The following is a 13,381-nucleotide window of genomic DNA, read 5'->3' on the forward strand; positions in this document are numbered from 1 at the left end:
ACCTCTCTGGCCTGCAACGCGCTCCCTAGGCTGACGTCCTTGTCTACCACTCAAGGTCTTCGTCATGCCCAACGGCCCCCATTACACATTGATAAAGCGCAGCCTGCCGGACTGGCTTCGCAACACAAGCTGGCCCAGGGCGCAGGCGTTGAGCCGCACCTCGTTGATTCGGCTTCCCGAGTTCATCGGCTCGGCCCCCCAGGCTGCGCTCAAGCGCGCCAATGCGCGGGCCTGGACCACGCAAAACAGCATCGACCAGCGCCTCAAGGACTTGCAAGACCTGCACGCCTTTGCCCACCCCCTGCTGACCCAGGCGATCAAGGAGCGCCACGGGCTGGACCTTGACGTCACCGCCACCCACCTGTTCCTGGTCAAAGAGCGGGGCATTATTCTTAAAGCGACCAGCAGCCACACGACGTCGCTGCTGGGCGCCGCGCTGCACAACTTCGGGCGCAGCGAAAGCTACACCGACAGCTCCAGCTACATCAGCAAACCTGACGCGCGCGGGCATTTCACGATCTTGCCGCTGAAGTCAGGCATGAGCATCGAGCAGTTCGCCCAGCTGTGTCGCGAACTGGACCTGGGCGGGCGCTACCAGACGCACTTGCGACAGTACCTGCTACCCACCGCCCCCCTTGCACGCCAAGCGCTGCAGGCCGAGGTGATCGCCAGCCAGCAAGCCGCCCTCGACCGCGCCGCACACCTGGCCTTGTTCAAGCAGGATATAGACGCCTCCACCTTCGCCCTGGTGCAACTGGTCATCCAGAGCAAACCCGTGGTCATGCGGTTTTACCAACTGCGCCTGCGCGGCACATTGCTGACCGGCGTCTTGCTGATAAGCGCCGATGTGGAGGCCGCCACGACGCCCGTGCCGGTTCTGGCCTATATCCCCAATGATCCGCATGGCGCGCTCAAGCACTACGCCAACGGCCATGCCTTCATGAACGCACTCAACGAAAAACTGCGGGATGCCGACTACCAGCGTTTCTTCAGCCAATTCGTCGACCAATCCCAACGCGGGCATTTTTTCGGCGTCAAGTCTGCGCGCACCACGTTCGCAGCGCAGCGTATCGACGATCAATTGTGGCCGCATCTTTACCAACGCAGTCTGGACAAAATCCTCAATGACGCCCAGGAACTAGCGGTGCCTACCTGGCTGGTCGACCTGCGCGACTACTGGGCCTGGTGGGACAATTTCAGCCGCATACTGACCGACATATTCGAGGCCGCGCTATTCGTGGCCACGCCCTTCGTGCCGTTTCTCGGTGAGTTGACCCTGGCCTACACCGCCTACCAACTGCTCGATGAAGTAGTCGAGGGGGTGGTGGACCTGGTCCGGGGCGACGCGGTGGAAGCGGCAAGTCACTTGGTCGAATTGGTCAGCGGCGTGGTGCAACTGGGGCTGTTCGGCGTGGGCGGGCAACTGGCCCGCTCGGCGTTTATCGATCAACTCAAAGCCGTCGAAGTACACGGGCGCACCCGCTTGTGGAACCCCGACCCACGGCCTTATCGACAACCGGAGGTCAACCTGCCCCAAGACGCCATCCCCGATGAGCGCGGCCTGTACAGCCATGGCGGGCAAACCCTGCTGCCGATGGACGAACATTACTATGCCGTACAACAGGATCCGGCGGACGGCAGCTACCGCATTCGCCACCCCGCCCGCGACGACGCCTACGCTCCGCCGTTGGAGTACAACCCTGACCCGCGAGCGTGGAGCGACACGCAACTGTCGCGCAGCCTGGGTGATTTCACCCAGCCTCAAGCGGAGCAAATTCTGGCCACCAGCGGCATCGATTATGGCGTATTGCGCACCGCCAGGGCCGAGGGCACCACGCCGGCGCTGTTGGCGCACAGCATCAAACGCTTTGAGCTCAATCAACAGGCGCGTCAGTTGCCGCACAACCTGCGCGCCGGTCGCGCGGTCGACGAGGACACCTATTGGAGCCCGCATATGGCGCGCGAGCTGCCCGGCTGGCCGGCCAACCAGGCGATCGATGTGTATGAAACGCCCGAATTGAGCGGTGGATGCCTGCGCTTCGGCGAGGCCGACGCCGAGCACGTGCTGAAGATCAGCAGTCAGGACTTGAACTTGGGCAAACTACCGGAACGCCTTGTGAGTTTTCTCGATGACGCGCAGTTGCGAGACATGCTCGGTGACATTGGCACAGACAACCCGGTCGACGCCCTGCGCAATCGTCTGGCAGAAAACCTCGAACAGCGTCATCCAGCCGTGTTCGATTATCTGTACCGACACAGCGAAGAAGGGCTGGACGCGGCCGCCTTGCGCGTGCGCCAGGCCGTGGGTGAACTGCCAAAAACCCTGGCGCGGGAGGTGATCGCGCAGGCCCGCCCCGCCGAGCTTGCGACCATCGAACAGCATGTGCCGCTGCGCCTGCGTAACCTGGCCCGTGAGCTGCAATTGCAGGCCCGTGGCATCCATGGGTTCGAGGGATTTCTCGAACCGGCGCTGCTGAACAAAGACGGCGAACGGATGGCGCTCAACATCCTGCGCCTGCACAGCGACGCCCTGCATGACACGCGCCTGGAAGTTCGCCTGAATGGCCCAACCGGGCCCTTGCGCGCCTCGGCAGGTGCGTCCGATGCCCGCCGGGTGCGCGTACTGGTCAGGCACACCGATACCGAGCACGTGATTCACGACGACCAACAGCGCGTATTGATGCGCGACGGCCCGTTTTTTGAAGCCATCCTGCATGCCCTGCCCCTCGACCGCCAGGCTGCGTTGGGTTTTACACCCGCCCAGAGCGAGGATTTCAAGGCCTGGATGATTGCCAGGGCCGTCGCCCCCGAAGAACGTCGCGTGCTGCTCGAAAACCCCGGCGCCGGCCGCGAGCCGAGGAAGGCTAAAGCTGGGCTCCTGCAGAGGCCCATGCATCGCGCACAACAATGGTGTTCGGCGCTGTTTGCGCCGACCCTCGAAGAACGGGTCAAGGCACTCTACCCCCATGCTGAGCAGGCTGACATCGATGCGTTTTTGCTCCGTCTCGACGCCCCTGAAAACCTGCTGGATTTTGAAGCTCGTGAAGCAGAAAAACTCGAGTTGCAAACCGACCTCAATAGCTGGCTAAACCTCGCCCCCGCCGGTGAGGAACCGAGCCTGGGCGAAGTGCGGCGCAATCTCTCGCGTTCGTTGATCGACGCTTGGGAACTCAATTTCAAACCTAATCCGCATGGCATCTCCCTTATCCACAACGGACCGCCCTTGAGGGGCCTGCTGGGTAACCTGCGGCTCAAGGCCAGCTTTGAGCATGTGCAACATTTGAGCCTCATTGAGGCCGGCTTGCTCGACGGCGACATGCCATTTCTGGAGAACTTTCCCCGGCTGGTCAGCCTCAACTTGCGAGGCAATGGGTTGACGCGCCTGCCGCAACCGGTGACCCGAATGATCGGCCTGCGCGAACTGGTGCTGGATAACAACCCGGTGCAATGGGATGCGGCGGGGCTGGCGCAGTTCAAGCACCTGCCCTGGTTGTGGCACTTGTCATTGGGCGGTAACCGCCTGCTGACTGCCGCGCCGAACATCAGCGGCATGCCGTTCCTGCGCTCGTTGTCGTTGCGCGGCACCGGCGTGCGCGAGTGGCCCGAAGGCCTCTTTACGGAGGCGCGTCCGGCGGACTTCGAGCTCGACCTGCAAAACACCGAGATCGATCACGTGCCGCAGTTTTTGCCCTGGCAATCGCAGGCCGAGTTAGTGGCACGCACCCGCCTCGACCGCAATCGCCTCAGCACGCAGGCCGAGCACACATTGATCGGTTATCGCCTGGCCGCCGGCCTCGACCCCTACCGCAGTTATCCGCCGCGCGGTGACGCCGGTTTCTGGCTGGCCCACGAGCGAGCCGATTTGCAACCCTGGTTCCAGGAGGTGTGGGACGAGGTTGAGGCGGAGCATGGCTCACAGGGCTTTTTTGAAGTACTCAAAAGCCTGGAACTACCGGAGGTCTTCGAAGACCCGCGCGACCGACTGCGCTACGAGATCAGCCACCGCGACCTGGCAGGCAAGGTGTGGCAGTTGCTGATTGCGATGCAGGGCGACGAAGCGCTGCGCACCCGGTTGTTTATGATGGCCAGCAACCCGGTGACCTGCGCCGATGCCGGTCTGCATGTGTTCAATGCGCTGGGCGTGGAGTTCCAACTCAATGAGATCACCGTCCATTTGAGCGGCGCTGAGCAGGAACGCCAACTGGTGCAACTGGCCAAGGGCAAGGCGCGACTGGAACGGCTCAACCAGGTGGCGCAGGCCGACATCCGCCAGCGCATCGCCCCCGCGGAAGAAGGCGGCCAGGGCCTGCGCTTCAGCACGCACGTAGTGGATGGCGAGCCGGGCACGGTAGATGAGGTCGAGGTGTACCTGGCCTATCAAAGCGCGCTCAAGCGCCGGTTGTCGTTGCCCTGGGTTTCAGAGCATATGGCTTACCGCGCCACGGCCCAGGTGAGCCCGGCCATGATCGAGGCAGCCCACGACAATGTGCTGGCCCTGGAAGCCGGCGACGGCCTGGTGGATGGCATGCTCGCCCAGGATTTCTGGGACACTTATTTGCGCACGGCGCATGCCGAGGCGTTTCAAGCCAGTCTCGAGCGGGCCAACCAGGTGCTCGAACCGCTGGACGACCTGATGTTCGCGCAAAAAGCCTGGGCCACCGCCACCGAGCGTAGCGATGAAGCCAGGCAGGCACTGCTGAGCCTGGCTGACGCGTTGAGCGTCCCTCATGAAGAGGTGTTGACCGGCGCACCGATGACGCCGCAGACCTACGAACGGATTCTGGCCGGTTCATACACCAGCGATCAGGACCTGGCCCGGCGCCTGACGCGTGAGGCTTTAGGCCGGCTGGAGGAACAAGACACGGCGCACGCGGTTTGAACCGGCGAAAATTGGCTGGCCTGCGATGGCGCCACTACAGGCGCTGCGTTCATTCAGATGCCCGCGGGATCGTTGACGATCTTCGCGAGCAAGAACCAGACATTCACCTCGCGCCTACATAAAAACCACCAAGACAGTTGCGCCCACAGTGGCTTGTGTCGAATGAAAAAAAGAGTGAACGCCCACATTTGAGGGTTTTGTTTATCCATTGCCCTGGTGCTGCTTTCACTACCCAGCTACCACCCACCTGCGCGGCGGGCGCTCAAGATTTGGCCTTCTCTCACGCCAGGAGGCCTTCCGATGGACATCCGCATCAACCACCGCCACATGACCCGCGAACAGAAAACCAATCTGATCGAGGCGATTTTGCGACTCAAAAACGACACCCCCAGCGTGCTGCGGCCCGGCCGTCAAAACCGCTATGACGACTATGTGCTCGTCCACCTCAACGCCATGGGCGGTCCGGACGCCTTCGTGCCAATGCCCCATCGCACGCCGCTGTTTTTCCCCTGGCACCGCGTGTTCCTGCGCGAGTTCGAACGCGACCTGCAACGTGTCGCCAACGATCCGAGCATCACCCTGCCATTCTGGGACTGGTCGATGGACGGTCCCAACAACCCGTTCACGCCGGGTTTCATGGGTGGCGATGGCGACAGCGCGCAAGACCTTAGCGTCACCTCGGGGCCCTTTGCTGCCAAGGGCGGCAGGTTTGAGATTCGCCTGAGTGAGCGGCAGACGGGCAACAATGGGTTACGCCGCGAACTGGGCACCGAAACCGGTGCACACTTGCCCAACGACGAACAGGTACTCGCTGCTCTGGCCAAGACACCCTACGCGCCAGGGCCGGACAGTTGGGTCAATTACTGCGAAGGCATGCTGCATGATCCGGTGCATCGGTGGGTGGGAGGCAGCATGAGACTGGCGAGTTCACCCAATGACCCGATTTTTTTCCTGCACCACTGTTATCTCGACCTGTTGTGGGAGCGCTGGAAGCGCCAGCATCCGACGTCCGAGCCGTACCTGTCGGCAGGGGGCGCCGCCGTACTCGACCGCCAGGCTACGCTGGTATTTCATTCGCCCAACATGCCAGCCCCTTGGCCGGGCAATTGGACCATCGACCAGGTCATCAATACCGAAAACCTCGATTACACCTACGGCCTGTTCACGTCCATATCCACCTGCGCGCCGGTACCGCCAACGTGTGAAGCCGAGCCAGCGGATCGGCAGGTGCACCCCCCTCGCTAGACCTGCGAATCCCACACCACCGTGACGGTGCCGTTGTAGGTGCCGCCGCCCTGATCGAGCATCTGCGATACGCCGTCGGCCTTGACCTCGAAATGCAGGGTGCTCGGCTGGCGATCGATGTACCGCGCCGGTTGGAACAGCTCCGTACCGCTGCCATCCAGGCGCAAAGGCAGGCGGTTGACCGGGCGACCGGCGCTGTCGCTCAAGCCGGGCGGCAGGGTCACCGCCACGTCCAGTGGCACCTGATGGCCGTCGGCGTTGTGCAGGCTGCAGGTGTTGCCCATGGGCTCGCCGCATTCCAGGCTCATCTTGAACTGCGAGCTGGCCCACAGGTTGACGCTCTGGTCGCGGAACAGGCGGCTGGGCTTGCGGCCGTTTTGCAGCCAGGCCTGCCAACCGCCCTGGGGTTCGAGCTGGATGCGGTTGCCGCCGGGGGGGGCTTCGACTTTGAGGTGGTGGTCGACATCCAGCGTAAAGTTCAGGGTCAGCGCGTTATCGGTGGGGATCATGATGTCGCCGTAGTCGAAGTCCCCGCCGGGGCCGATGCTGTAGGTGGTGGTGCCTACATATCGGCCTGCCGCCATTTTCAAAGGGTTGGGCGTCTTCAATTCGTAGGAAAATTCAAAAATGTCATAGGCCATCGCTGGAATGTCCTGGACCGCCTGCACTTTGCACACCCCCGCATCGACCGGCGTGATCCACGCCCAGAGCAACAACCTGGCATGGCCGGTTCCCATCCCAGTGCTGACACAGGGGGGAGACGGATAGATCCAAAAGTAGTTCCCTTTGTCCCAGACCGTGTTGGTCACCGGTGGCTGTAGCATCCATTTACTGCCGATGCCTGCAATACGCACCAGTAAGGTTTCGGTCTCCCCGGTATCCACATTGGTCACCGTCAAGTCTCGCCATGAAGTCGGCGCCTTGAACATCGCCCCCTTGCGCGGGTCGGCGTGATTACCCCGGATAGGAGCATTGGAACTGAACTGAATAGCCTGGGTACGGATGCTAAAAATACCCAATTGCTTGCACCGTAGCGGAATATGCCACGGGCACATGCCACTTTCCGGTGTGGTGTTTTTGAAGATGTTAACCATCGGATTGGACGGGTCGGGCCGGAATTCAGCGGTGATTTCCTGCACGAACGCCTGAGCGCCGAGCGCGGGTAATAACAACCCCCACAGGAAAACACGACACACACTTTTTAGAGGTTTCATTCATTCGTTCTCATAGATAGATGCCGCTACGGCATTACCGCCGGACACGGTCATTGTGGGAGCGGGCTTGCTCGCGAAGGGGCCGTGTCAACCACTGCATCAGGCGGCTGGCCCACCGCTTTCGCGAGCAAGCCCGCTCCCACATTTGAGCCGGTTTACACCTGCTGCAATTTGGTTGTCTGCACAGCAGTCACACAAACCAGCTCCCCACAGCCCTCAAGGCGCGATGGCGTCGAACACCATGTGCACGGTGCCGTAGTAACGGCCCGGCTTGTAATCATCACCGGGTTTGATCGCGGCGATTTCCAGCATCACGCGCTTGCCGGGCCGGGCGTCGTTGCTGGTAACGACCTGGCTCTGGTCCAAGCCCAGTTCAACCTGGTTGAACGTCACGCGCAGGTCGACGCGGTCGGTGCCGTTGTACAGATACGCTTCCTGATCCAGACGCGCGCCTATCGCGCCGCCGACATTCTTGACCTCGAACGGCGCATGCAACGGCGCCAGCTGCGACGACACCGGGTTGTAGGCCAGCACTTGCTCGGTCTGCACCAGTTGCGGATCAACCGGCAACACATAGAAATCGGCCGTCGGGATAGTGACCGACACTTCGAAGGTTTCGCGCTCGACGGCGGCCTGGGCCGCAGGCAAGCCCAGGCCTAGGCCAAGCACGATGCATCCTGCTTTCTTGAACATGGGTTTCACCTGTTGCAGAAGGCCAGGGCTCAACCCTTGACCTCGATGGGTTTGCTGTCGTCGCCTTCGATCAGGCTGAAGCGGTACTCACGCCCCGGCTCCTTGTCGAACCCGTAGGAGCGCCCGGCACGGATGTGATGGCGCAGGGTCGGCCGGCAATCGCGCGGCGAGCCGGCGACGCAGTCCTTGAACTCATCGATCACCACCACGCTGTTGCCATTGTTGCGCAGGGTGTAGCGCTTGCCGTCGTCCTGGATCGCCGTATCGAAACGGGTGTTTTGGGGACGCACGAAAAACACCGTGCCATAGCCCGCCAGCACCTTGACGCCGGCGGCGAGGCTGTCCTTGTATTCGGCGCGCTCTTCGTCGGTGGCGGCGAATTCATCGTCGCTCTGTGGCACCACCGGCACGAAGCGCACACGGAAATAACGTTCCTTGTCGCGGTTGCCCATGAACAACAGACGCGTGCCCTGGGTACCGTTGGCCGGCACGATCAGCCGCGCGGGGCTGGCCATCAGGCCGTCACGGGCGCTGCTGTCGAGCTGATCCTTGAGCGGTACTTCGCGGTAGTTCCCCTCGTCGTCGTAGATCATCTCGAGGATGTTGACCTTGACGAAGGCGGTGGAAGTGCCGCCGTTGAACACCCGCTTCATGTAGGTGCTCTTGTCGCCACTGAGGTAGTCGTAGACCACCCCCACGTTGATCTGCGGGCCGGCGACGGCCCCCAGGGAAAACAGACACGCGCTGCACAACAGCAATAAACGCTTCATTACTCAACCTCGTAGAAAAACCAGCCCAAAGGCGTTATCAAATTTCCGAGTCCCAGACCACCGTGGCCGTACCGGAGTAGGTTTTGCCGCCCCTGTCGAGCATCTGCGCCGCGCCATCGGCACTCACCGAAAAGTGCAAGGTCGCGGGTTTTCGATCAACGTAGTGCGCCGGCTGGAAAAACTCGCTGCCGCTACCGTCCAGACGCAATGGCAATCGATTGACCGCGCGTCCATTTGCGTCCGTGAGACCGAACGGCAGGGTGACCGCAACGTCCAGCGGCACGCGGTCACCGGCAGCGTTGGCGACACTGCAGGTATTGCCCAGGGGTTCGGGACATTCCAGGATCATTTTGAACGGAGAGCTGGCCCATAGGCTGAAGGTCTGGTCGCGCGCCAGGCGTGAGGGTTTGCGCCCATTTTGCAGCCAGGACTGCCAGCCGCCTGATGGCTCCAGTTCCACGCGGTTACCGCCCGGAGGCACTTCGACCTTGAGGATATGGTCGACATCCAGCACAAATTCGAGGGTGGCGATATTGTCGTGGGGCAAGACCAGGTCGCCCAGGTCGAAGTCCATGCCGGGGCCGACGGTGTAGACCTGGGTACCCCGATAGATCCCGGCCGGCATTTTCAGCGGGTTGGGTGTGCGCAATTCATAGCCGAAATGCACGTAGCGGTAGAAATAGTCGGGTATGTCGAACAGCGCCTGGGTGGCACAGGCGCCCGCATTTTCCGGTACCAGCCAGAACCAGATGATGTTGTTGGCTGCACCGTTCAGGCCACCGGTCGCCACACAAGGTGTCGGGGCCTTGTGCCAACGGCCTGTACTCCAGAGCTGTTCATGGTCACCGCCACCGGTAATGTCATGCACGCTTCCGCCCAAGTCGTGCCGCCCGCCGATACCGGAAATGCGTATCTCAAGCTGCGCGCTGTCACCTTGGTCATTGGTTACCGTTACGATGCGCCAGTCCGACGGCACTTTCAGGTAGGCACCCTGGCGCGGGTCCGTGTGACGGGCTTGTACCGGGCCGCCAGTGGTCTGGGGCAACCCGCCGAGCGGCAGGTTCAGACTGAACAAACCGCGAGAAGAGCAGAACGCGGAAAACCAGTCGCAGTAGCCAGAGCTCGGCGTGGTGTTCTTGAACTGGTTGAGCGTTGGATTAGCCGGGTCCGGACGGAATTGAGCCTGGATTTCCGCGAAGCCTGCATAAGCCTGTGCGCTCGCCAGCCACAGGGCGATCATCCAGGAGGCCTTACGCAGTAAGATGCAAACATGGGTCGGGTTCATCGTTGGGTTCCAGATCATGGTGTTAGCCCGCCGCCCGGTCAGTGGTCGCCACATCCGCCAACGTATCCGGCGTGCAGCGCAGGTCTCCGATCAACAGCACATCGCTTTCCTGGCGTGCCTTGCTCGGATCGAGGCGGAACTGGCACAGCAGGGTGTTGGCGTAGCGCACTTCCAGGGTTGGCGAGCCGGCATTCATCTCCATCGAGAAGAACCCATCGACCTCGCTGACCGCGCGGCTGGCGTGGTTGATGACGTGGTGCCCCTTGAGCGGTTTGCCCTGGGCGTCGAGCAGACGCCCGAGGACGGTCACGGTTTTCATCACGCTGATCTTGCGGTAGTCCACGCCGCCTTTGTTCAGGTGATAGCGGATGCGGTTGGGGCTGATGTTGGCGGCCGGCGGATGGTTGCCCTCGAAATCGAAGCTCAGGGCGCTGTTCTTGTAGGCGGTGATCGGCACGAAATTACGGCCTGGGCGCAGGGTGGCACTGCCGCCGGTGAGGTCGTCGGCGCGCAGGGTAAAGGCGTCGAGGTCGGTTTCGACGTCGACAATCATGCCAGCGCCATTGCCCTGGTGCTGACTGCTGAGCACGGCTTTGCGCGCGCCCACGGCCACGGTGCTGCTGAGGTTGAGGCCGCCAGTGAGGCGTTCGTTGTAGGAGGAGCGCTGCACGAAGGTGTCACCGTAGACCGCATCGTTCTGGAAGCTGGCGCGTCCGGACAGGCCGACACCGTAAGTATCGGCAATGGCGGTGGCCGAGACGCTTTGCAGCAAGTGGTCGTCGAGGGTCTTCTGGTAGGTCAGCGAGCCATTGTTGTCGCGGCTGCCGTCGCGCGCGGTGCGCGTGCCGATGCTGGCCGACCATTGCTCGCCGGGCGATCCCAGGGCCAGGCTGACGCTGAGGTCGACGCCACGGTTGCGCCTGTCGCCGGTGCTGGAAGTGGCCGGGCGATCGAACACCGACAAGCGCCAGTTGGCGTCACTGCCGAACAAGGTGCTGCGCTGGTTCCAGCCCAGGTCCAGGCCAACGCCTTCGATATTGCCCTGGCTGTGGGACAGCCGCGAGCTGATCGAACTCTTGTTGCTCAGGCGATGGTTGATCGACAGCGAGGAGTTGCTGGTGCGCCCGACAAACACGTTGCGGGTGCGCAAGCGGGTGCCGTCAGGCAGGATTTCAAAGGTGCGCGTGGTGTCGAGCCAGCTGCGGTTGTGGCTGAGCACGATGCTGCCGTGGCCATAGCTGTACATGCCTTGCAGGTCCAGGCCGGTGCCATGGTCCTGGGTCTGATAGATATTGGCGTAGAAGCTGGTGCTGCTGGCCAGGGTCCAGTCGATGGACGTGCCGTATTGCATCATTTCCCGCACCTTGCGGGTCGACATACCCAGGATCAAGCGCGGGTGAGCCAGGTAGTTGACACCCGCGCCGTAAGTCATGGCGCCGGTGCGCTGCTCTTCCCAATTGCTGAGCAACTTGGTCTCGCGCCCGGCAAAGGTGCTGTAGCGCCAGCGTTCGTCGGGGTTGCGCCAGTTGTTGGGCTTGTACACCAATTCCTGGCTGGTCGAGGTGGTCACGCCATCTTCGATCAGGCGCACTTCGACCTCGTAAATGCCGCCGGGCAAGGTGCGTGTGTCGAGGGTCTGCAAACCGGCCGCGACCGGCTGGGTATTGATCAACAAGCCGTTGCGGTAGATTTCCACGGCGGCCTGGCGGCTGGCGGTGACATAGATCGGGTAGACGCTCGGCTTGGGATTGTTGATCAGCAGGCTGTCGGAGCTGCCGTACATCACGCCTACCGCCGTGTCGGGGCTGGCACCGAATGAACGGATCTGCCGCGTCAGGCCATCGGAACCGGGGGTGAAATAACCCAGGCGCACGAAGTTGCCTTCCAGTTCGCGCTGGGTATAAAGCTCGTGCACCGCGTGGTAAAGCGTAGTGTCGGTGCCGCCGAAGCGTGACACTTGCAAGTTGAACGCCTGGGTCCAGTTGCCGATGCTGGAACTGGCCTCCAGGCCATAACGGCCGCCCACTTCTTCGCTCTCGCCACCCGTGAGGTTCAACTGGTTATTTATGATCAACCCGTGGCTGCCGCTTTCGGGCTGGTCGTAGAAGCGTTTTACATCGGCATTGCGTTCGATGTTCTCGGTCAGGATCGAGACCAGTGAATTTTCCAGGCTGTAGTGAATGGCCAACAGTTGCGCCGGGCAGCTGCTTTCACACCCGCCCAGGGGCATACCCTGTTGCAGCAGTTGCTGCCAGGTGTCGCGTTCGGAAGCCGTGAAGTTGCTGTCACCGATGTCGGTGAATTCCAATAAGGTAATGCGGTCGTCACGCCCCAGTACAATCATGGCTTCGCCGAGAAACTGCTGGTCGAGTTCGACACGTACCGCCAGCGGTACATCAAAAAAGTGCGCTTCGAAATCCTTGGGCAAGCCCTCGGACTGAGACAGCAGGCTGCCCGGCGTGGTACCAGGCGCGGTCGGCGCGGCAAAAGCGTTGCCCCACAGCAACAGCGCAAGCGCGGCCGCAATCGGCGTCTTCGCAAACATCAACGGAATACTCGTCAGTACGGACAGTCAGGAAGGTCGGTGGCCAGAACGGCCACCGACCCTTTTTGCACACACGGGGGATCATCCTGATCCCGGCGGGCTTTCTATCAGCGCGGAACGGCGTCGAAGATCACGGTGTAGCTGGCGGTGTAGAGGCCGTTCTGGGTATCGGCCGGCTTGGCGGCGCTGATCACCAGGTCAGCCTGGGTACCAGGCGTGGACTGCGGGTCATCGACCACTTCCTGCGGGGTGGCGGTGAGCACGACGCCGTTGAAGGTGTTGGTCAGCGGGATGCTGTCGGCACCGTTGTACAGCGAAGCGGCGGTTGGGCCACCTTCAATGTAGGCATGCACCGAACCGTCGGTGTTTTTCACATCGAAGGTGGCGCGCAGGGAGCTCAGTTCACCGCTGACGGTGTTGTAGCTCATGGTTTCATCTTTACCAAAGTTTGGATCCCGTGGTTGAGCGTGGAATTGCTTGGTCGGGATGTCGGCCTTGATGTTGATGGAGGAACGCGCGTCGTCAACGGCATAAGCTACCGAGGAACTCAGGGCGGCCGCAACGAACGGCACGGCGAATGCAAGCTTCTTGAACATGGTTATTACCTGTCATCTGAAAATCAGGGGGCTCTTAGAACAGCTGGAGAAAACTAATTTCTCCAACTTATTGCATTGAAAGTCGTAGGACCCTCAACGCCAGGCAAGTATCGAGACCCATCAAAAAGGCGTATGCCGTCCGATTCGCTTAGTT

At 61.7% G+C, this 13,381-nt stretch carries 8 protein-coding genes; 2 read left to right on the plus strand and 6 right to left on the minus strand.

What is annotated here, in order from left to right; translation table 11 throughout:
- The first annotated feature begins 64 nt into the window (after positions 1-64).
- Positions 65-4,879: an NEL-type E3 ubiquitin ligase domain-containing protein gene (locus ACLH0H_RS03545; RefSeq protein ID WP_411380996.1), complete on the plus strand. Its 4,815-nt coding sequence runs from the start codon at positions 65-67 to the stop codon at positions 4,877-4,879.
- A 300-nt stretch (positions 4,880-5,179) separates the two neighbouring features.
- Positions 5,180-6,124, plus strand: a complete 945-nt coding sequence (locus tag ACLH0H_RS03550) for a tyrosinase family protein (RefSeq protein ID WP_411380997.1) — start codon at positions 5,180-5,182, stop codon at positions 6,122-6,124.
- Here the strand turns inward: ACLH0H_RS03550 and ACLH0H_RS03555 are convergent.
- From ACLH0H_RS03555 to ACLH0H_RS03580, 6 genes are all read right to left on the minus strand, one after another.
- On the minus strand, positions 6,121-7,338 hold the full coding sequence (locus ACLH0H_RS03555) for a hypothetical protein (protein ID WP_411380998.1): 1,218 nt from the start codon (positions 7,336-7,338) through the stop codon (positions 6,121-6,123). The genes ACLH0H_RS03550 and ACLH0H_RS03555 overlap by 4 nt on opposite strands.
- 216 nt (positions 7,339-7,554) lie before the next feature.
- Positions 7,555-8,031: a CS1 type fimbrial major subunit gene (locus ACLH0H_RS03560; RefSeq protein WP_411380999.1), complete on the minus strand. Its 477-nt coding sequence runs from the start codon at positions 8,029-8,031 to the stop codon at positions 7,555-7,557.
- A 29-nt stretch (positions 8,032-8,060) separates the two neighbouring features.
- The gene (locus ACLH0H_RS03565) at positions 8,061-8,801 is read right to left on the minus strand and encodes a molecular chaperone (protein WP_411381000.1); all 741 of its coding nucleotides are present in this window, start codon (positions 8,799-8,801) and stop codon (positions 8,061-8,063) included.
- Between the two features lie 37 nt (positions 8,802-8,838).
- Complete coding sequence (locus ACLH0H_RS03570; protein ID WP_411381001.1) at positions 8,839-10,086, minus strand: hypothetical protein; 1,248 nt, start codon at positions 10,084-10,086, stop codon at positions 8,839-8,841.
- 22 nt (positions 10,087-10,108) lie between these two features.
- Positions 10,109-12,631, minus strand: a complete 2,523-nt coding sequence (locus tag ACLH0H_RS03575; protein WP_411381002.1) for a CS1-pili formation C-terminal domain-containing protein — start codon at positions 12,629-12,631, stop codon at positions 10,109-10,111.
- 107 nt (positions 12,632-12,738) lie between these two features.
- Positions 12,739-13,227 (minus strand): CS1 type fimbrial major subunit, encoded by a 489-nt coding sequence (locus ACLH0H_RS03580; RefSeq protein WP_307386826.1) that lies wholly within the window; start codon positions 13,225-13,227, stop codon positions 12,739-12,741.
- Positions 13,228-13,381 lie beyond the last annotated feature (154 nt).

The sequence above is a fragment of the Pseudomonas sp. MPB26 genome, from assembly GCF_046605355.1.
In the GTDB taxonomy this organism is placed as follows: Bacteria; Pseudomonadota; Gammaproteobacteria; order Pseudomonadales; family Pseudomonadaceae; genus Aquipseudomonas; species Aquipseudomonas cedrina.

Bases quoted from the DNA above. Each gene is read 5' to 3' on its own strand.
- ACLH0H_RS03545 (WP_411380996.1), top strand. From the start codon at position 65: ATGCCCAACGGCCCCCATTACACATTGATAAAGCGCAGCCTGCCGGAC.
- ACLH0H_RS03550 (WP_411380997.1), top strand. From the start codon at position 5,180: ATGGACATCCGCATCAACCACCGCCACATGACCCGCGAACAGAAAACC.
- ACLH0H_RS03555 (WP_411380998.1), bottom strand. From the start codon at position 7,338: ATGAAACCTCTAAAAAGTGTGTGTCGTGTTTTCCTGTGGGGGTTGTTA.
- ACLH0H_RS03560 (WP_411380999.1), bottom strand. From the start codon at position 8,031: ATGTTCAAGAAAGCAGGATGCATCGTGCTTGGCCTAGGCCTGGGCTTG.
- ACLH0H_RS03565 (WP_411381000.1), bottom strand. From the start codon at position 8,801: ATGAAGCGTTTATTGCTGTTGTGCAGCGCGTGTCTGTTTTCCCTGGGG.
- ACLH0H_RS03570 (WP_411381001.1), bottom strand. From the start codon at position 10,086: ATGAACCCGACCCATGTTTGCATCTTACTGCGTAAGGCCTCCTGGATG.
- ACLH0H_RS03575 (WP_411381002.1), bottom strand. From the start codon at position 12,631: ATGTTTGCGAAGACGCCGATTGCGGCCGCGCTTGCGCTGTTGCTGTGG.
- ACLH0H_RS03580 (WP_307386826.1), bottom strand. From the start codon at position 13,227: ATGTTCAAGAAGCTTGCATTCGCCGTGCCGTTCGTTGCGGCCGCCCTG.